Here is a 20,757-nt window from a genome sequence, read left to right as displayed (position 1 = left end):
ACACCCAAACGAAAATTGAGTGTCTTTTATTTTTATTTTCGAATTTGTCCATTACCACGAATCACATATTTTGTAGAAGTTAATGAAGGAAGTCCCATTGGGCCCCTTACGTGTAGCTTTTGTGTACTAATGCCAATTTCAGCGCCGAATCCGAATTCAGATCCATCAGTAAAACGAGTTGATGCATTATGATACAGTGCAGCTGCATCAACAGATACGAAAAATTTGCTGACGTTTTCCTCGTTTTCTGAAATAATCGCTTCGGAATGCATAGACCCATACGTATTTATGTGATGAATCGCTTCTTCAATAGAAGAAACTACTTTAACCGCCAGCGTGAGAGATAAAAATTCTGTCCCCCAGTCTTCTTCTGAAGCAAGTACAATTGAAGAATCCAATGCCAATGCTCTCTGATCACCACGTAGCTCCACGCCTCTTTCTTTCAAAGAAGAGAACAGCTCGCTACCATATTGCTGTGCCCACTTCTCATGAAGTACAATCGTTTCAATCGCATTACATACAGATGGTCGCTGCGTTTTTGCATTTATAATAATATCAATTGCCATTTGTTTATCTGCTGTTTCATCAATGAAAATATGACAATTTCCCGCACCTGTTTCAAGTACTGGAACAGACGCTTCTCTCACAACAGTATCGATTAATTGTTTACCACCTCTTGGAATAAGAACGTCTAAATAATCATTCATTGTAAACAACTGCTTTGCGCTATCTCGCGTTGTATCTTCTATAAGCTGTACAGTTTCTTCTGGTAAGCTTGTTTGTTTGAGCGCTCTGTGAATAACAGCAACGATCGCTTTATTAGAATGAATAGCAGAAGAACTACCACGTAATATAACTGTGTTTCCTGTTTTCAAACAAATTGTAGCAGCATCCACTGTTACATTCGGTCTTGCCTCATAAATCATGCCAACAACACCAAGTGGTACACGCATCTCCTGAATAGATAATCCATTTGGCCGTTCCCATTCCCTTACACATTCTCCTACAGGATCACGTAATTCAATTAGCTGCTTAATCCCCTCTGTCATATCAATAATACGATTTGCAGTTAGCATAAGACGATCAAGGAGTGAATCAGAAAATCCTTTTGCCTTACCTTCTTCTATATCCCGTTTGTTTTCCTCTAAAATATAAGCTGTTTCATGTATTAATTGATTTGCAACTGCAGCAAGTGCTTCGTTTTTTTCATTTGTAGATTTTAGTACAAGTTCCCTAGCAACCTCTTTTGCTCGTTTCCCCTTTGCCAACACTTCATTCATTTTTATTTCCTCCTTTTTAAGATTATCTTAAAGTGAAACCCAATGATCCCTATGGATGACTTCATAATTATGCCTTTCGCCTCTTGCTTGAATATGTTGACTTTGCATACCTTTTATCTCTCTTAATTCCTCTGCGCTATATGTGCATTGTCCTTTTCCAATTACGCGCCCTTGTTGCGTCATTACTTCTACAACATCGCCAACTTTGAAAAATCCTGACACATTTGTAACACCAGCAGGAAGAAGACTTTTACCATGCTGAATGATAGCTGTAGTTGCTCCGGCGTCTATTTCAATTTGACCGCTAACAACCGAATGCAAGGCAATCCATTGCTTGTTCATCTTCATTTCTTTTTGAGGGGCATTTCCGACATACGTTCCGTCACCTTTCCCCTTCAAAACATCAACAAATTTCTCTTGTCCACGTCCTGTACCGATAAATACACTTACCCCAAGAGATAGCGCCGTCTTTGCAGCATCAATTTTTGATTTCATACCGCCAGTCCCAAGTTTTGAGCCAGCATCTCCAGCAAGAGAAGCAATTTCTTCTGTAACTTCAGGAAGGAAATAATATTTTTTCGCATCCTCATTTTTTTGAGGATTTTTATCATATAAACCGTTCACATCTGTAAAAATCATAAGCATATCTGCCGAAACAAGTCCGCTTACTAAAGCTGACAGCATATCATTATCACCGAACGTTAACTCCTCTAAAGAGATGGAATCATTTTCATTAATAATTGGAAGAGCAGAACGGTTTAGTAACTCTCCTAACGTAGCGTATGCGTTACTATATTGTTCTTTTCTAGAAAAATCACTTCTCGTCAGCAAAAGTTGTGCAGTAACAATACCATATTTACGGAATTCCTCCGTGTACGCCTGCATTAATAAACTTTGTCCGACAGCTGCTGCAGCCTGTTTCCCTTTAATTGTTACAGGTCTGCTAGGATATCCTAGAGCAGAAAAACCTGCAGCAACGGCCCCAGATGTAATTAACAAAACTTCATGCCCTTCCTCTTTCAATCGAGCCAATGCGGCAACATGATCTGAAAGTTGTTCTTTAGAAATGCCTCCATGACTATCCGCCAGAGAACTACTCCCAATCTTTACAACTATTCGCTGTTTCTTCACTTTTTTATCCCCCAAGTCTAAAATCAAAGTTTTTTATACATTACACTTCTATTCATACAGCTTGCAGCGATTTCTATTCTAATGAGTGCTGCACCTAGCCTATTTAAGAGCAAAATAAAAATGACCGCTTCGCCCTTCATAAAATAAAAAGGACGAAACGGTCATTGTTCCGCGGTACCACCTTAATTGATATACATAGATATCCACTTGGCGCCTATAACGCAGGCGAACGCCTAAACTTTCATTTAAGACTCAGGGATAGGTTCGATATATTCTATACGAGGAATCTTTCAGCCGGTGAATTCCACTCTCTTTCGCAAGAAGACATATGTACTATTTCCCTTCAACGATTTACTGTTTAATTTTTTTATATTATGCGACATAGTTCGATTTGGTGTCAAGAGGTATTTTTAAAAATACATAGAGCTGCAAGTTACTTGTATGGAATTATTTCCCTACTGAATGAAAATACAAATCGATATAAGTTCAACTCATATTTATAAGTATAAACCTTATATTATAGTGTATATATTTACAGAATGTTGAATATAATTAATTTTTATCTTTTCGTATTGCAAAAAGGAATATATTCTCTTAGAATGTTTCTTTATATTGCACAGAGATGTTATTGTTATATTAAGATAACAATTTCGAAATGATATAATTTATTAAAAAAGGAGCAAGATTGAATTATTATGGATAAACAAATTGGATTCATCGGATGCGGAAATATGGGGATGGCTATAATTGGCGGGATGCTAAACAAAAAGATAGTGTCTTCAAATAAAATCATGTGTTCAGATTTAAACACGACGAATTTAGAAAATGCTAGTGAAAAGTACGGAATAACTATAACTACTGACAACAATGAAGTCGCTAAAAATGCTGATATTTTAATTTTATCAATTAAACCAGACTTATACCCATTAGTAATTAACGAAATTAAAGAAGTGATAAAAAACGATGCTATCATCGTTACGATCGCTGCTGGTAAAAGTATTGAAAGTACTGAAAATGCCTTTAATAAAAAATTAAAAGTTGTACGAGTAATGCCTAATACTCCTGCTCTTGTTGGAGAAGGAATGTCTGCATTATGCCCAAATGAAATGGTGACAGAAAAGGATTTAGAAGATGTGCTAAACATTTTCAATAGTTTTGGTCAATCAGAGATCGTAAGTGAAAAGTTAATGGATGTTGTAACATCTGTAAGTGGCTCTTCACCAGCATACGTATATATGATTATAGAAGCGATGGCAGATGCTGCTGTACTAGATGGCATGCCAAGAAATCAAGCATATAAATTCGCTGCTCAAGCAGTATTAGGCTCTGCAAAAATGGTACTAGAAACAGGAATACATCCAGGTGAATTGAAAGATATGGTTTGTTCTCCTGGCGGAACAACGATAGAAGCTGTAGCAACTTTAGAGGAAAAAGGCTTACGAACAGCCATCATTTCAGCTATGCAACGTTGTACCCAAAAGTCTGTTGAACTATCTGGTCAAACGAAAAAGTAAAACTATAACTTCACATGAATGTAATTAGAAATACACTACATGATAAACAGCCAAACTCGAATATACTTGAGTTTGGCCGTTTTAGTTGTTAATTATATTAAAATAACTTCAATCACCCCTTCCCTACTATACTTGTGTAATTTTATTAGAAACAAGTAATTTTTCAATACAAATCGGTAACATGTCTAATAGCGTTTCAAATGCGTAATTTACATCTAGACGTTCTGTCCATTGATGGGCATCTTTTCCTACCGGTCCCATATTTAAAACTGGAACGTCAAATGCTTCTAGTTCCTGAAGTGGAATTGAGTAACCTTTATCCCATAGTGGCATATTGTCTACAAGTGAACTCATTGAATGTAATGGATTTTGTAAGCCCACATAGCTTAAATCTGAAATTCCTCCAAAATAGTTTTGGTTTTCAAATGTAATGTTATGATTGAAGTTTGCATACTTTTCCATTTCTGTAACTACTTCTTTAATTAACGGATTGTTGCGTGAACTTACAGCTGGATAATATGGCGGAGCAAAGAAAAGTACAATCATCGGCGCCTTTTCTTTACATAAAATAGCTAGTTTATCTACTAAATCAATGGTTACCGCACGATCATCTTTCTCTTCTCTATTTTTTATTATACTAGATTGAATATCATCTATTTTCTCTTGCCCATGTTGTTCAATTGCATAAGCGATAAGCTCTTCATACGTTAATACATTCACCTTCATATTAGGCGGTATAAACGGATTATATTTAGAAAAACGATATGCTTGTTTTTCATATTTCTCTTCTATTTTCTCCGCTACTTTCGTTACTTTTTGACGTAACAATGAAACGACATCTGTCATTGATTTTTCTAATAAAAACAAATTAAATAACGTGACGGCACGATGCGGAATTTGTACAGAGTAATCCTCCTTTAAGTCCCTTTGAAGTAAGTTAGTTGGCGGAGGGCTCGCTTCCCCTTCTACAATATCACAAAGGTCTGTATTTAACTCTAATTCTGCTGTTATTAATGAAGCCATATAACTCCCATTTAAGCCTGCAAAAGGTTCACCTACATGTGTCTCTTTTCCGTAGCAAAGAAAACCAGGTAACACTTTACCAATAGAACCAGTGTAAATATACTTATTTTGGTCACCAGGATGTCTTGCAAACATAGGCTCTGAATTTAGTACCGTTTTATACTCTAAATCATGTTCTCTTGCTAACTCTAGTAATCTTGGAACAGCAGCTCTCATCCCTACCGAGTTTACTTCTTCATCTGGTACAGCCAATAAAAGAACATTCCCATCAAACTTTCCTTCGCAAGCTTGCTCAATCATTGCCATTTGTAAAGCTAGACCGCATTTCATGTCCATTGTTCCTCTACCAAACAACCATTCTCCTTGTTCTATATCTTCACGTACATAGTCTGGAAGCTCATCTTTATGAGCATAGAACATAGACGTTAACTTTTTAGGATTGAATGCATCTTCTTTCCACACTCCATAATCTTGTACATCTACAACATCAAAGTGACTTACTAGAATTACGGTATTTTTTGTACGATCGCTTTTCTTTACTAGTGCTGTAACAAAATATCGTCCGTCCCCCGTCGAATTTTTTTGCAAATGGTGCGGATTTTCTTTGAAATACTGTAAATCAGATAATTGTTCCACAACGAAGTCTGGCAATATCACTTCAGCTTCTGTACCTGTAATACTAGGAATTTCAACAAGACTGCTTAATAATTGAATCAATTGTTCTTTTGATTGCCACTTTGACATATATATCCCCCTATTTTTCCGCATTATGAAAATGAATTCCAGTATATGAATAAAAAATGACGACAGTTATCAAAATTATAGTTCTGATGTACTGCCGATTTTTATTGATATTTCATGAGCTGCTTGTTTCACCTTACTAATAAGAAAAGAAAGTCGCTCATCATTAATGCGATGACTAATTAACCCAACACTTAATGCTCCTACTACTTTATGATTAAATCCGATAATTGGTGCAGCTACTGAAGCTGTCCCTTCTGTTTTTTCTCCATAACTGACAGCATATCCTTCGTTTCTTATTTGCTTTATTTGCTCAAGAAGAATTTGCTTTTGTTCTGGTAAAGCAGAAAGTAGCTGCTCAACAATATATTCCATCTCATTTTGTTTCATATTGGCAAGCATCGTTTTATTTGCGGCACCAATCGAAAGAGGAATCTGTTCCCCTAGATTATCAATAACTCGAATTTTTAATGGGCTATCAATTCTTTCAATGATAATAGAATGTGTTCCATTTGGAATGTTCAAATACACACTTTCTTCCACTTCAGAGGCTAATCGCTTCATCACTTCTCTTGCCACAGATCTGTAGTCTACTTTCTCCAATTGGCGTAATCCTATTTCCATCCACATGGGCCCAATTTTGTACTGTTTCGTTTCTGAAATTTGCGTAACTAGCCCATGCTCGATTAGAGAATTAAGTAATCTATGTACTGTACTAACTGGGAGATGTGTTCTGTCCGCTATATCAGAAATGGCCCAATACTCTTTTTCATTAGTAGAATTTAATAACTTTATAATACTTATCGCTCGATCAATGGACTGTACCATAACTCACCTCTACTTCACTTGTAATATGTTAGTACGCTCAATTACCTATCAATTTAACAAAAATCCTAAATGAAATCAATCCATTTATTCAATTTTCTAAAAATAAAAATATGCTGCGAACAATAATTTGAAAGCGTAAACAAAAAAATATTGACTTTTCTTTTTAATTATCTGAAAATTATAACAAGATTTCACATCACGGAATACATTCCACAATACGGAAAAACATCAAGCTTTATTCTATCAACTACGAAAGTGAGGAAAACAATGGCGCAAGTAAATAATACAAACAATGAATTAAAACGTACGATGAAAAGTAGACACTTATTCATGATTGCACTCGGTGGCGTGATTGGAACGGGGTTATTTAACGGATCTGGCTTTATTATAAGTCAGGCTGGACCTGGTGGTTCCGTACTTGCCTTTATTGCTGGTGGATTATTAATGTATTTCGTTATGCTATGTCTTGGTGAGCTCGCTGTAGCCATGCCTGTTTCAGGCTCTTTCCAGGAATATGCCACTAAGTTTATTAATCCTGCAACTGGCTTTACAATCGGATGGTTGTATTGGTTAAGCTGGGCGAATACAACCGGACTTGAATTTACAACTGCCGGCATTACAATGCAGCGCTGGTTTCCTGATATTCCTGTTTGGGTTTGGTGTTTAATATTTGGCGTTACGATTTTCACGATTAATGCACTATCTGCTCGTAGTTATGCAGAAACAGAATTTTGGTTTTCAAGTATAAAAGTATCTGCCATTATCGCTTTTATTATTCTTGGCGGCGCCGCTATGTTCGGTTTTATTGATTTAAAAGGCGACGAACCAGCTCCGCTATTTTCAAATTTCGTAAATCATGGTGGTTTATTCCCAAATGGACTTGCCGCTATTCTTTTAACAATGGTTACAGTCAATTACTCCTTCCAAGGTACAGAACTTGTCGGAATCGCAGCAGGTGAAAGTGAAGATCCAGCAAAAACTTTACCTCGTTCTATTAGAAATATTATATGGCGTACGATGTTTTTCTTCGTCTTAGCAATCTTTGTTCTCGTTGCTTTAATTCCTTGGGAAGAAGCAGGATTAACAAAAAGTCCGTTCGTTGCTGTATTTGATAATATCGGTATTCCATATGCCGCTGATATTATGAACTTTGTTATTCTTACTGCTGTTCTTTCTGTTGCCAATTCAGGATTGTACGCAGCAACTCGCATGCTTTGGTCACTATCAAAAAATGAAATGGCTCCAGCCTTTTTAAAGAAATTGTCATCGCGCGGAATACCTTTAAACGCTTTAATTATGACAATTGCTATTTCTGCTTTTTCTCTTTTAACAAGCGTTGTAGCTGCTGAAACGGTTTACTTATGGCTAATTTCCATCTCTGGAGTTATAACAATCATCGTTTGGATGTCAATTTGTGTTTCTCAATTCTTTTTCCGTAAACATTATGTAGCAGACGGCGGAAAATTAGAAGACTTAAAGTTCAAAACTCCACTTTATCCACTTGTACCAATACTTGGTTTTGGATTGTACGGCATTATATTAATCAGTCTAATCTTTATCCCAGAACAACGACTTGGAATCTATTGCACTGTACCATTTATTATCTTTTGCTACACTTATTATCACTTAAAAGTTAAGAAAAGAATTTCTACTAACACTAATAGTGAGACTAAAATTAGCGAGACGATGTAATACCCTGCTTATATAAAAGACCGCACATGGCTTTCACTTCATGTGCGGTCTTTTATCATTTTAATTCGCTTTAAAATTATATAATGGCTTAATAATATGCTTTATATCTATTGTCTCTTTCGTATTTTCGATAATTTCATTCATTGGCTTGTATACCATTGGCGCCTCATCAATTGTGCTCTCTGCTACCGATGTAGTCCAAACTTCTGTCATCGTATTTTGGAAGTCCTCTAGACTCAATAATTCTTTAGCCTTCTTGCGACTCATGATACGTCCTGCCCCATGCGGACCAGAATAGTTCCAATCTGGATTACCTTTACCAAACGCAATAATTGAACCATCTCTCATATTAATTGGAATAATGACTCGTTCATCTTTCTGAGCTGAAATAGCACCTTTTCGTAGAATCATATTTTCTATGTCTATATAGTTATGTATTGTAGTAAATTGATCGGTTACTTTCCAGTCCATTTTAGTGACAATTTCATCAATCATTGCTTTACGATTTAACGCAGCATACTTTTGAGCAATATTCATGTCATTCATATAATCTTTGAATCCCTGTCCTTCTAAATAAGCTAATTCTTTTCGAATATTAGGCTTCTTTATTCCACGTAAAGTTTCTTGTATTTCTTTTTCTCTCCCCTCTTTCATTAATCTCTTAATAATCTCATCTTTCATTGATGTAACATCAATGAGTTGTTCATATGCGAAGTTCTGATAATACTCTGCTATTTGCTTTCCTAAATTACGAGAACCACTATGAATGACAATATATACATTCCCTTTGTCGTCTTCATTTAGTTCGATGAAATGATTCCCTCCCCCAAGAGTACCTATACTTTTTTGAGCGCGTTGTAATGTAAATGGTGCTCTCACACCATCAAAATCAATCATTTTTGAGAATCGATGTTCTTTATCTCGGATATGAAAACCACTTGGAACAAATTTACGAATTGTTTCGTCTAAATAATCGAAATTAATTTCTTCTTTTTTCTTATCAATTACAACCACTTCCATCCCACACCCAATGTCTACCCCTACAAGATTAGGAACAATTTTATCTTGTATTGTCATTGTTGTTCCAATCGTACACCCTGCTCCCGCATGTGTATCTGGCATAATACGAATTTGACTATCCTTTACAAATTCTTGATTACAAAGATCAATAATCTGCCCAGTCGCAGTTTCATCAACGTTATTTGTAAATACTTTCGCTTCATTGTATTTTCCTTGTAATTTCAACATCTTTCCTGTCCCCTTCCTTTTGAAAGAATTATTTTATTACGTTGTTTCTGTTCTTAGCATTACTCTCCTCTACCTTCTGCTTTCCATTATATATGTATGATATCCTTCACAATAATACAAAATAATGATGTTTTATCTTATTTACATAATATGATTATCGTATCCTTGAATTTATACCTACACATGAGTATTCCACGTCCTCAATATCCGTTATATAACAAAAACTCCCCTTAAATCGAAAATGATTAAGGGGAGTTTTATAGCCGATGAAATTATAATTCCGATTTCACCCGAACAGAAACATTATTTTTAATTATATTTTTTACATCTTTAAAGCTAACAAAATTGTTACTTTTCTCATCCCAAAGACGGAAACGTAGTGATTGTAAGCTTGTAGCAAGTGTAATTGTTGGTACATTTTTTAACGGAAGCGTATTATTGTGTGCCTCTTCTAGCTTATAATTAGGTACTCTTGGGCTTAAATGGTGAACATGATGGAATCCAATATTACCAGTTAAGAATTGCAAGATTTTTGGAAGTTTATAAAATGAACTTCCTTCTACTGCCGCTTTTACATATTCCCAATCTTTATCCTCTTCAAAATAAGAATCCTCAAAAGTGTGCTGTACGTAAAACAGCCAAATCCCTACTGAACCTGCTATTAAGAATATCGTACCGTGTACGAACAGAAACGATTGCCACCCTATTGCCCAGCAAAGTATTGCTACTACAGCAACGATAATAATATTCGTCAAATACGTATTCATACGTTCTTTCTGTCTTGCACCTTTTCGGTTAAATCTATTTTTAAGCAAGAAAACATAAATCGGACCTAATCCAAACATAACGAATGGATTGCGATATAAACGATATGCTAAACGAAGTCTAAATGGTGCAGCTACATATTCATCGACTGTAAGCGTCCAAATATCTCCTGTACCTCGCTTATCTAAATTACCACTTGTAGCGTGATGAATCGCATGCTCATGCCCCCATTGATCAAATGGGAATAACGTTAACACACCCATACATGTACCTACTATTCTATTTGCACGTCGACTTTTAAAGAATGAATAATGGGTACAATCATGAAAAATTATGAAAATTCGCGTCATAAAACCAGCAGCTAACAAAGATGGAACTAATGCTAACAGATAAGAAACAGACAAACTTTTATAAGCGAGATACCATAAAACAACAAATGGCACGACTGTGTTAATAAGTTGCCACACACTTTTTTTAATTGTTGATTTTTCATACGGAGCAACTTGTTTTTTTAAATTTTTAGTATTTTCTAATGTCATTTTACTAATTCCTTTCCTTTTTGTTGCTAATTCATATTATAGCATACTATTAGTATCAGGTGTTAAAAGTAGATGTAATAAATATTATATACTATAAAAATCTCTTTTTTCTTACTCAATACTTACAAATTACTTACTCTCCAAATAGCGCTATAATTGGACAAATGGAGCGTTTTATTTATAAAATGAACTTCTACAAACTTTTACACAAGCAGAAAAGAGCTGCCATAAGTCATTTTCACCGGCTTATGGCAGCTCCTCTTCATTTCATTTTATTTTATCGATGGATCCAAACTGCACCTGCAGACTTGTCTTCAGCTTGACCTACTACTTCAAACTTCAATCCTAGTTTAGGTAACTTACGTCCCGCATCTGGAATAACGCTGTTGATGTATTGCTTAGAATCATCAAATTTTGCAACTCCTGGTAATCCTTTATAGTCAAAGATACCGCGAGTTGGTGAATTTACTTTCCATGCTGGCGTTTGATCAAATGAGAATGCCGCATCGGCAATTTGATAACGTGTACTGCTCTTCACAGTAGGTTGTCCGTTTAATGTTCCTACGATTGCCTCTGGATGAGAATCTACTACTCCAAGGAACCCTTCACCTGGATGAACGCCTACCCAGTTATCTGTAAAGCTTTGATCCGCATACCATACAACCATTCCTGTATTAAATACTGGACCACGTGCATATTGTAATGCAGTATCAGACCCAGCGTAATTACGCCACTCGATATAGTAGTTATGTTTCTTCTGTTCAAATCCGTTAGACACAGTAAATCCTTTTAATGTCATTGCTGGCTGGCCTTCTGCGTCATCAGAGAAAACAACTTTTCCATCTACAGTTAATGCTGCATTGTCTAACGCAAATCCTTTATAAGCTACTGCAATATCTGTTACATACTCAAATTGCAGTTTTACTTTCTTTCCTTTGAATTGATTTAAATCATATGATTTATCAACCCACTTACCATCCGTTGTATCTATACCACCTTTTACATCTTTTTCACCCATTCGATCAATGCGTGTCTTCGTTCCATCTTCTGCAATCGCATATACGTCAAGGAAATCATACTTCGCTTCCAGTTCATAAAATGCCTTATAATCAAACTTAGCATCCTTTGCAGTCGTTAAGTCAAATACTGGTGTCTCAAGTGTTGTATGAATGTCATTTCCTTTCGTGCTGTAATAAAACTTCTTACCAAATGCTGACTCAATATTTTTTATATCTTTGTCTGGCAAGTTAACACGAATGATTCCTGGTCGTTTTGATTTTGTCACACTTTGATCTAAATATGTTGCAGTACCGATTCCCGTGCGAAGTTTATCATAATCGACCTCAACAATATTCGCCCAGTTCCCCTTCATATTTTTTTGGAAAAACTCTTTATTTTGCGGTGAGAAACTTGTTGGCTCTGTACCTGCAATTTTTCCGGCCCAGCTACCGCCGCTCATTATAGACCATGATTCAACTGGTTCACCTTGTCCTGAATACTTTGTATCATATTCATCTGGCAAGCCTAAATCATGACCATACTCATGTGCAAACACACCAACCGCTCCGTCTTCAGGCTCGATTGTATAATCGTATGCAGCCATCTTTCCGCCCCAGTTCGAAACAGAAGATTTTGTACCATCAATCGCATATGGCTTCGACCCTAGTTTTGAACGATGAGACCAAATCGCATCATCTTTCAATTTACCACCGCCAGCTTCTTGACCCACGCCTGCATGTACTACCATTAAATGATCAATAATTCCATCTGGCTCATTTTTATTTCCATCACCATCTTGATCGTATTGATCAAATTGGTCATAATCTGCTAAATTGATACCTTTTGCTACCGCTGCTTTTAATGCTTCTTTCACAAGATCTTTTGGTCCTAAAGGTCCCTTATTATCATGACCAGTTCCCGCATCAGCACCGTAATCTGACGCTTTTCCTGGAACAGTAAGCCATTCCGTTACAGTTCCATCAACTGTGTAGCTTCCGCCAGATTGTTCTTCATAATACTGTTTAAATGTATTAATCTTCGATCCATCAAATAACGTAAATGGCTCATCACCAAATAGCATTTTTTGATAATGTTCACGATTAAAGTCCTTAGAATACATATAACCCGGTTCTTGATCAATATTATTATGCTTAAAATCGCTAAATTCTACGAGTAATACAAGTACTTTATCTTTTCGAACAGCCCCATTGTACTCAGCTTGCTTCGCTGGTGTAGTCGGTACTTTTCCATTTAATTTTCCTGGGTTCAATCCTGGACCTTGCCCAGCTACTGGTCCTACTTCGGGTTGCTGCGCCTGTTCATTTTCCTTCATTTTTGTATCTTTTACTTTTTTCATAAAATCTGAAGCTTCTTGCGTAAGATTATCTCCTGTCAAGATTTCTTTTCCAGGGTTTTCCCCTTTCTTTTTCTCAACATATTTTTCGACAGCCTTTGATGTCTCAGCTTGTGATGCAGATTGATCGATTACTCCCCGTTGCTTCAGCGCTTCTGCCAAGCGTTCCTCTGGTATTAAATGTTCATCAATTGGTAGAGATGGTGGCGTATCAGCATACGCTGCATGACTTCCAAAAGCAAACGTACTACTTAGCACTGCTGCTGTTGTTAATACCGCTAAAGGTTTTAATTTCTTTTTCTTTTTCAATGTATTTCCTCCCCAGTGTCTGCAAATTATCGATTTTTGCCGATAGCAATATAATATTCGTTATAATACGAATATTCAATCTTTTTAAAGTACTAAAATGTTGAGAAATATTTTTTCTAGGATGAAAAACATAAATAGGTGAATTTACAGGAAGTTCACTCTAGAATTTGTGGTTCTCTTTCCTCTTTTTTCAAGTGAAATCTCATCTACACAAAAATGCCAATTCCTAAGTAGTTGCTAAGGAATTGGCGTTTTTTTAACGAGAATGCTTTATGAATAAACGACTTGCTTCTTCTGGTACATAGAATTTACCATTGCTTTCTACAACAACACTTCCTAATTCATAATCTTTATTCTTAATTCGAATTATATTTTTGTTAACAAATAATTGAGCTGTTACATTATTACGTTTTACTATGAGCACAGGATTTACTGCATCAGTATTATTTACTGTTACAGTTGCACCATTCTGCTTAAAGGCTAATTCACTCTCTACAAATAATTTGTTTGTTACTTCTTCTAAATTAAAGCCCATCGCTTTCGCCATTGTCTTTGCAACGTCCGTGTTTTGAATCAAGCCAACTGGCTTTTGAGGACCGTATGAATATAAAAATATATCCTCACCAGTATGCCCTCCTGTTGTGAAGCCTATGTTCGCACGGTTAGCCAATAATGTAGTGAAAATTGGACCTACATCTATTTTCTTTTTAACCACTTTTAACCTTTCTTTTTCATCATAAGTTAAATTGTCCAACCCGTATAATTTAGCTACCTCTTCTAAATTGGATATATCAGATTTCAAATTATTGATAGTCCCTTCAAGTGTCATTTTCGCTTTTTTCAACGGATCAATATATGCAGAGACCGGCGTAGTATTATAACCTTTTGTCGTATTCATATTGCCAATAGAAATACCGCTGTTACCATGGTCCGCTACGGCTATTAGCATCGTATTACCATCTTTTTTTGCAAATCTTAATGCTTCTGCAACTGCATTATCAAATGCCAATACATCACTAATCATCCCAATTGGATCATTCACATGTGCAGCCCAATCTGGCTTACTTCCTTCCACAAATAAAAAGAACCCATCTTTATCTTTTGATAACGTTTGAATTGCTTTTTCCGTCATTTGCGAAAGCGTTGGTTGCTCAGGATTTGTTGCTTCACGATCCATATCAAACGCTAAGGCATTATGTGAGAAAGAGCCCCAAATTTTATTAGATTTAGAGTTCAATAATTCATTTTTCGTTTCAACAAAGTCGTATTCTTTGTTTTGAATTACCTTTACTAAATCTTCACCATCTTTTCTTTTTATAGGTAGCAGTGCCGCTTTTCCCCCGCCTAATACGACATCTATATTTTGATACACTTGTTGCTCCGCAATTACGTCAAAATGCTTGCGGTTTACATGGTGAGCAGAGAACCCAGCAGGAGTAGCATGCTGAATTTCAGCTGTAGCAACAATTCCAGTTGCGCGACCAGTACGTTTCGCACCTTCTAAAACATTGGCAACTGGACGTAACTTGTCCTCTTCTTTTATTGATTTTAAGCCAGGTGAACTTACAATAGTAGGTAATACCCCTACATATCCAGAATTCGATTTATTCCCCGTCGCTAAAGCTGTAGCTGCTGGAGCTGAGTCTGTTATAGCTGATTCCGCCGAATATGTACGAACTCCTCCTGTTACAATTTCATCTAATGCAAGTGGTTTCCCTTTATACAAGCGCGCTAATGTAGTTGCTGAAGAACTCGTTCCGTCCATAACCATTATGATTACATTTTTCGGTTGACGTTCTACTTTTTTCACTTTCGCTTCCACCGTATGATCATCCATCATACTTTCAGTACATAACATACTTAGTGTGATCGTTCCTACTAACAGTAACTTCTTCATCTTTAAACCCAATACAAACATGATTGCGCCTCCATTAGTTTCACATTCATTTACATACAAGATTCTGACTGCCTACATATGTTTTATTAGTTCCCAATTTTTCTAAAGCTAACAATAGTAACTTTCTTATTCATTACATGTCGGTATAGTTCATCTATCTTATAAAGAAGATTTTTCATTATTAACTTGTTAAACAATAAATCCCCAATTGAATTAAATAAAAATTTATTGTTTAACAATAAATTTCGTGGTAAATTAATAAGATATTAAATAAATGAGGTGCTTTTTATGAAACAAGGATCAACACTCTTCCTAAAGACAGCTGTGATTCTAATGGGTATCCCTGTTCTTGCTATGTGCATTTTTTTAGTTCCTAAAATAGGGAATTTCGCAGCAGAATTATATCCTGATATTACATATATTAAATATCTTGTATTTATCAACTTATACGCAACAGCAATACCTTATTATTTTGCTTTGTACCAAACATTTAAGCTTTTAAACTATATTGATAAGAACAATGCATTCTCAGAGTTATCTGTTAAATCTTTAAAAAATATTAAGTACAGCGCACTAGCAATTAGTGTATTATATGTATTAGGTATGCCACTTTTCTATCTTGTGGCAGAGAGAGATGATGCGCCTGGCATTATTATTATTGGAATAATTATGATTTTTGCTTCAATGGTAATCGCGGTCTTTGCTGCCGTTCTCCAAAGACTATTAAAAGATGCGATAGATATAAAATCAGAAAATGATTTAACGGTCTGAGGTGAATAATATGGCAATTATTATTAATATTGATGTAATGTTAGCGAAAAGAAAAATGAGTGTAACAGAGCTTTCGGAGAAGGTTGGAATTACAATGGCTAACCTTTCTATTTTGAAAAATGGAAAAGCAAAAGCAGTTCGTTTTTCAACTTTAGAAGCCATTTGTAAAGCATTAGAATGCCAACCTGGGGATATTTTAGAATATCAACCGGAAGAAAGCGAATAAAAAGAGTCCTTCATACGAGAAGGACTCTTTTTATTGCATATTACGGCGCAAAACTAATTTGACCAGTAAACAATAAGATAATTGCGATGATCCAAAATATAAAAAATGATGAGGACAGTATGAATGAAAGAATAGCAATCCCCTTCTTCTCTGTTTTTTTCGTCATTGTAATGATAGAAAGTATGATACCTGCAACTGTCAGGGCAACTGTAATATAATCTCCCACTATATTACCTGCATTCGCTATCCTTGTTGGCGTTATAAAAACGAACAGAAAACATAAAATACCGATGAGTAAACATATGTAGCTTATTATACTGTACTTCTTTTTAGGAACTAGTTCAGTTTTCATACTAACTAACTCACTCCTTCTATATAGCTATAAGTTCATATTAGCACAAATAACCATAATTTGGTTAAATCAAAAAAAACAGATACAGCGGGAACTTCCACTGTATCTGTTTTTTATTTAATAACTAAACCTGCTATTTCTTCTTTATCATTATAAGTTATAATGAATGTCCGTTGTTCTTTACTATATTTCGCTACAAGAATAACAGTATATAAGCCATCTTTTTCTTCAATTGATTGTTTTTCAATTTTTTCGAATGTACCAGCTTTCTCTATTATAGGTGTAAGATCTTTCATCTTTTCTTCTGACAATGCAGCTTTCATTTTACTATCAAATTTTTCACGCACGTCTTTATACTTTGCCTCATTTAATAATGATACAATTTCTTCCGCCTTTGGAATAAACTTTTTTGACGTACTTTCATCTACTTTATTACCGGTACATGCCGCGAGCGCGAACGCCGCGATAGCACTTATAATAATAAGTAACATTTTTCTCATTTTCATACATCCTTTCTTTTTAAAATGAAACTATAACTAAAAACGAGTAACGCACAAATTGCTATTGAAACTTCTGATATAATGATCCCGCTTTTTCCTGGTACATAAAGTGATATAATGCCCGCTATTGCATTTGCAGCCCCATGGATGAGAATTGCATATACAACATAACGAAATTTTTTTTGGACGACAGCTTGTAATACAATGAAGGAAAGCCCAACATGTAATACCATCGCAAAAATACGCTCAATGCCGCCGAAATAGTAACTGTCACCATTTTGAATGACTGTTTGTGAAAAGAATAGGGATATTATTGGGATGCCAACTATTAACACTGCCTCAATACCACCATGTCCTGCCCCAAATAAAAAACCAGACTGCCAATCTCGTTGTTTCATAAAATAGCGCATGGCGATAAAACGAGCTACCTCTTCAAAAATTCCAGCTGATAAACTAAGCAAAAGCGCAAATAGGACAGGCTGCATAACGGAAAACATTTGAAAATCTGTGCTAGTTCCATTTACATAATTCAGTATTGGTATACGAATCAATATTTGTGATACAACAAAAGCCAATACCCCTAACATATATGGAATATAGCGTTTCTTCCAAACAGCATATAAAAGTGCAATAAGCGGTAAACCAAAGCTAATCATTGCTGTAAAAATAAGACCATTCATCTCGCTTCACCTCTTACTTGAAGTGTATAAAAACGAGTGAAAAAAGTATGTAGTTATTTCCTATTCGGTTACATTTTCATCATAGATGGTTATTTCATCTCTTTTAATATAAATGTTTGCGTGAAATAAGGACTTACATAAGTTGTTTCTAACGTCGCATTATTTGTTTTATTCATGATCCGTTTTAATGAGAATAGCCCGTATCCTCTAGTCCCTTCTTTACTTGAATGGTTTTTTTCATAAATTTTTTGCAAATCAATCCCTTCACTCTTTGAACTATTACGCACGATAAAATATTGTCGTGAATCTATTTTAAAGAATGCGATTTGTAATATCTTCTCCTCACTTTGTACTGCTTCTTCCATTGCATTATCTACTAAAACTGAAATGATGCGAATAAATGAAATAATCGTCATTGAAACACGTTCAATGTTCTCTGGTATATCAAGCATTACTTTTATTTGTTGCTGCTGGGCAGTACCGACTTTCGATCTTAATACACTTCTTACTTCAGGAATATGTATGCGAGATAATTTTGCGATATCAAGTTCATGATCATTTATTGTTTTTAATGTAGGAGCGATAACATCATAATACACTTGCTCAATTTCTTTCACATTTTTTGTACGTATTCCCTCTTCTAACGATAGTAATACATTCATATAATCATGACGGAAACTAGCAAGCTCATCATGCATATCCTCCAGTTTCTCCACATAATCTAATAACTCTTTATCTAAACGTTTTTCATGCTCTTCTCGTAACTTTTCTTTCGATAAATGTGAGCTTATTAGTACAATGATTAGTAATAATAAAAAAATAATAATCGCTGAATTATAACTTACTTCACTGTATTGTTGATTTATTTTTGCTAAAAACTCAGTTGACGGCTGAGTTAAAATTAGTTCAATAATAAACCCGATCATTAATAATATATAAGTTATATAATATAACGGACTACGTACTATATATTGAGCAATTTTTTGAATTCTTTTACGCGCTAATAGAATACCGATAAAAGTAAGTGTCGTTACGGTAAGATGAATTACACTTCCTGTCCATAAATATAAATTGAATGGCGTTAACATAAAGAGTTTCATTCCTAAATCCAAAAGCAACATTTTTACTAACGTTATAATCACCATACTCACTAGTGCAAAATATACATTATGCTTAAGTTTTAGTTCATTTTGCATTAATCCTAAACTTATTAAAAACAACACAATCGTACTATTCAATTCTGGATATCTCGTTACTGTTACGACAATAGCAAGTAAAATAATGAATACCGCACTTAAAGCTATTAACATTCTAACTGACAATCTGTTGTACCGGATTAATTGTATGTATAAAAACGTATGACACATACTAGTAAGCAGTATTGCAAATAAATCATAAATATACATTACATCTCACCCTTTAACATGTTACGTACTTTACTCACTAAACGACGTGATACTGGAATACGTTTCCCGCTTTTTAAAATTATCATTCTTTGATTCGCATCGTAAGAAGACATTTGCTTCGTATTCACGATATAGGATTGATGACATCGAAATAAACGTTCATCTACGAATTCAATTTCCTTTAAAGTTCCATAAAAATAAACGATTCGATCTAACGTCACTAATGCTAACCGGTGCGGTTCATCAGTCATAACATATTCAACTTCATGAAAAGGAACCCGCACAGTGGCATTACTATTTTCAACGATAAAGTCATCCGACGGAATAATATGCTTATTTCGTGCTTCATATTGAAGTAAACATTGTTCAAACACTTTACACTTGTCCTCGTATGGCAACCCTTTATCAATAAAAGTTAAAGCTGATACCATGTATTGATATGAAATAGGTGCAAATTCAGAATGTGTCGTTACAAACACAATAATTCCTTGCGTATCATACTTTCGTATCTCTTGCGCCACTTGTAATCCTTTACGCTCTTCTCTTCTTATCTCTATATCTAAAAAATAGATTGGAACATACCTCGCCTTAGGAATGTTGGTAATAATGTTTTCACTTTTACTAGTTACCTCTATAAAATCAAAAGGCAACATATATTTCTCGCAAATCTCTTCAACTAGTCGCTTCATTTGCTGTGCTTGTATGACATCGTCTTCTAAAATGAAAATACTCATGTGATCACTCGCTTTATTGAAATCTTTTCATCTATAGATTTATCTATAAGTATATAATTCAAATTGTTATACTAATCTCCTTCTAAATTCTTGAAAGGGCTAATTTTCTTTCGTTTTTATAAAGCATAGAAAACAACCTCTACTTTTTGCTTGAAAGTAGAGGTTGTATTTGAATTTTTTATAAAATAACCCCTCTATCAATTACTACCTTAAAAAATTCCGAGTAATGCGATAAAGAATAATCTGCTACATCACAATCCCCTTGAAACATACATGTTGAAATACCTAATTCTTTTGCAGGTAATAAATCTAACTCTCTATCACCAATAGCTAAATCAATATTGTGCTTTTTATGCAAATAATCATAAGATAAAGGGTTCGGTTTTCGGGGGAAACCATCGTCAATTGTAACCATGTCGACGAAGTATTTGTCCCAGCCGTAATATTCTAAAATTTCCATAACCCCCGCCCTATGTTTATGAGTCATAATCACATTTTTATCCGCATATTTCAAAATCTCTTCAACACCTCTAAAAGGTTTCATATCTTTTGGAGTGATTTTCCCCTTCAAAATTTTAATCCTTTCTTCCTGTTCACGTGAAATATTATAATACTGAATTGCATGAGAATATGATATTTTTAGATTTTTGTAAATTTCTTGTTCATCTACACTATCACCCAATATTTCAGATAGCATCATTGTATATGCAGGATACGTATCAAATAACGTACCATCAAAATCCCATAAAATATTCATTATGTCCACCT

At 35.1% G+C, this 20,757-nt stretch carries 18 protein-coding genes and 1 other annotated feature; of the genes, 4 read left to right on the top strand and 14 right to left on the bottom strand.

Annotation, left to right across the window (positions count from 1 at the left end; genetic code table 11):
- Positions 1–32: 32 nt before the first annotated feature.
- Together ACTFRS_RS03465 and proB are read right to left on the bottom strand one after the other, a co-directional pair.
- Positions 33–1,280: a glutamate-5-semialdehyde dehydrogenase gene (locus ACTFRS_RS03465; RefSeq protein ID WP_139865948.1), complete on the bottom strand. Its 1,248-nt coding sequence runs from the start codon at positions 1,278–1,280 to the stop codon at positions 33–35.
- Between the two features lie 27 nt (positions 1,281–1,307).
- Positions 1,308–2,411, bottom strand: coding sequence for a glutamate 5-kinase (proB, locus tag ACTFRS_RS03460; RefSeq protein WP_000744724.1), 1,104 nt, complete (start codon positions 2,409–2,411; stop codon positions 1,308–1,310).
- A 145-nt stretch (positions 2,412–2,556) separates the two neighbouring features.
- Positions 2,557–2,767 (bottom strand) — a binding site (T-box leader).
- 339 nt (positions 2,768–3,106) lie between these two features.
- Between proB and proC the strand changes: the two genes are divergently transcribed.
- Complete coding sequence (proC, locus tag ACTFRS_RS03455; RefSeq protein ID WP_000360707.1) at positions 3,107–3,925, top strand: pyrroline-5-carboxylate reductase; 819 nt, start codon at positions 3,107–3,109, stop codon at positions 3,923–3,925.
- A 126-nt stretch (positions 3,926–4,051) separates the two neighbouring features.
- Here proC and ACTFRS_RS03450 read toward each other — a convergent pair whose 3' ends face one another.
- Positions 4,052–5,692: a M20/M25/M40 family metallo-hydrolase gene (locus tag ACTFRS_RS03450; protein ID WP_139865949.1), complete on the bottom strand. Its 1,641-nt coding sequence runs from the start codon at positions 5,690–5,692 to the stop codon at positions 4,052–4,054.
- A 75-nt stretch (positions 5,693–5,767) separates the two neighbouring features.
- Positions 5,768–6,517: an IclR family transcriptional regulator gene (locus tag ACTFRS_RS03445; protein ID WP_139865950.1), complete on the bottom strand. Its 750-nt coding sequence runs from the start codon at positions 6,515–6,517 to the stop codon at positions 5,768–5,770.
- 267 nt (positions 6,518–6,784) lie between these two features.
- On the opposite strand from ACTFRS_RS03445, the gene ACTFRS_RS03440 reads away from it, so the two are divergent.
- Positions 6,785–8,209, top strand: a complete 1,425-nt coding sequence (locus ACTFRS_RS03440; RefSeq protein ID WP_138321794.1) for an amino acid permease — start codon at positions 6,785–6,787, stop codon at positions 8,207–8,209.
- Positions 8,210–8,269: 60 nt separating this feature from the next.
- On the opposite strand, the gene ACTFRS_RS03435 is transcribed toward ACTFRS_RS03440, so the two are convergent.
- The 4 genes from ACTFRS_RS03435 to ACTFRS_RS03420 form a co-directional block, all read right to left on the bottom strand.
- The gene (locus ACTFRS_RS03435; protein ID WP_139865952.1) at positions 8,270–9,457 is read right to left on the bottom strand and encodes an RtcB family protein; all 1,188 of its coding nucleotides are present in this window, start codon (positions 9,455–9,457) and stop codon (positions 8,270–8,272) included.
- A 272-nt stretch (positions 9,458–9,729) separates the two neighbouring features.
- Positions 9,730–10,761 (bottom strand): fatty acid desaturase, encoded by a 1,032-nt coding sequence (locus tag ACTFRS_RS03430; RefSeq protein ID WP_000171515.1) that lies wholly within the window; start codon positions 10,759–10,761, stop codon positions 9,730–9,732.
- A 277-nt stretch (positions 10,762–11,038) separates the two neighbouring features.
- Positions 11,039–13,423 (bottom strand): immune inhibitor A domain-containing protein, encoded by a 2,385-nt coding sequence (locus tag ACTFRS_RS03425; RefSeq protein ID WP_139865953.1) that lies wholly within the window; start codon positions 13,421–13,423, stop codon positions 11,039–11,041.
- Between the two features lie 256 nt (positions 13,424–13,679).
- The gene (locus ACTFRS_RS03420; RefSeq protein WP_440024248.1) at positions 13,680–15,341 is read right to left on the bottom strand and encodes an alkaline phosphatase; all 1,662 of its coding nucleotides are present in this window, start codon (positions 15,339–15,341) and stop codon (positions 13,680–13,682) included.
- A 267-nt stretch (positions 15,342–15,608) separates the two neighbouring features.
- On the opposite strand from ACTFRS_RS03420, the gene ACTFRS_RS03415 reads away from it, so the two are divergent.
- Together ACTFRS_RS03415 and ACTFRS_RS03410 are read left to right on the top strand one after the other, a co-directional pair.
- Positions 15,609–16,091 carry a DUF2975 domain-containing protein gene (locus tag ACTFRS_RS03415; RefSeq protein WP_440024250.1) on the top strand — a complete coding sequence of 161 codons (483 nt, stop codon included), beginning with the start codon at positions 15,609–15,611 and terminating at the stop codon, positions 16,089–16,091.
- A 10-nt stretch (positions 16,092–16,101) separates the two neighbouring features.
- Complete coding sequence (locus ACTFRS_RS03410) at positions 16,102–16,317, top strand: helix-turn-helix domain-containing protein (RefSeq protein WP_000974621.1); 216 nt, start codon at positions 16,102–16,104, stop codon at positions 16,315–16,317.
- 40 nt (positions 16,318–16,357) lie between these two features.
- On the opposite strand, the gene ACTFRS_RS03405 is transcribed toward ACTFRS_RS03410, so the two are convergent.
- The 6 genes from ACTFRS_RS03405 to ACTFRS_RS03380 all read right to left on the bottom strand — a co-directional run bounded on the left by ACTFRS_RS03405 (position 16,358) and on the right by ACTFRS_RS03380 (position 20,746).
- Positions 16,358–16,669 carry a hypothetical protein gene (locus tag ACTFRS_RS03405; protein ID WP_000845971.1) on the bottom strand — a complete coding sequence of 104 codons (312 nt, stop codon included), beginning with the start codon at positions 16,667–16,669 and terminating at the stop codon, positions 16,358–16,360.
- A 113-nt stretch (positions 16,670–16,782) separates the two neighbouring features.
- A complete protein-coding gene (locus ACTFRS_RS03400; protein WP_001230585.1) occupies positions 16,783–17,169 on the bottom strand; it encodes a DUF3887 domain-containing protein in 387 nt (128 codons plus the stop codon).
- Positions 17,170–17,171: 2 nt separating this feature from the next.
- On the bottom strand, positions 17,172–17,849 hold the full coding sequence (locus tag ACTFRS_RS03395; RefSeq protein ID WP_440024252.1) for a YhfC family glutamic-type intramembrane protease: 678 nt from the start codon (positions 17,847–17,849) through the stop codon (positions 17,172–17,174).
- Between the two features lie 89 nt (positions 17,850–17,938).
- On the bottom strand, positions 17,939–19,255 hold the full coding sequence (locus tag ACTFRS_RS03390) for a GHKL domain-containing protein (RefSeq protein ID WP_440024254.1): 1,317 nt from the start codon (positions 19,253–19,255) through the stop codon (positions 17,939–17,941).
- The gene (locus ACTFRS_RS03385; RefSeq protein ID WP_440024255.1) at positions 19,255–19,989 is read right to left on the bottom strand and encodes a LytR/AlgR family response regulator transcription factor; all 735 of its coding nucleotides are present in this window, start codon (positions 19,987–19,989) and stop codon (positions 19,255–19,257) included. Before ACTFRS_RS03385 ends, ACTFRS_RS03390 begins: the two co-directional genes overlap by 1 nt.
- A 178-nt stretch (positions 19,990–20,167) precedes the next feature.
- Positions 20,168–20,746, bottom strand: a complete 579-nt coding sequence (locus ACTFRS_RS03380) for an HAD-IA family hydrolase (protein ID WP_242293260.1) — start codon at positions 20,744–20,746, stop codon at positions 20,168–20,170.
- Positions 20,747–20,757 lie beyond the last annotated feature (11 nt).

The sequence above is a fragment of the Bacillus cereus group sp. MYBK139-1 genome, assembly GCF_051916915.1.
Lineage (GTDB): Bacteria > Bacillota > Bacilli > Bacillales > Bacillaceae_G > Bacillus_A > Bacillus_A pacificus.
Note: the sequence above shows the minus strand (reverse complement) of the source record. Positions and strands in the feature narration are given on the sequence as shown.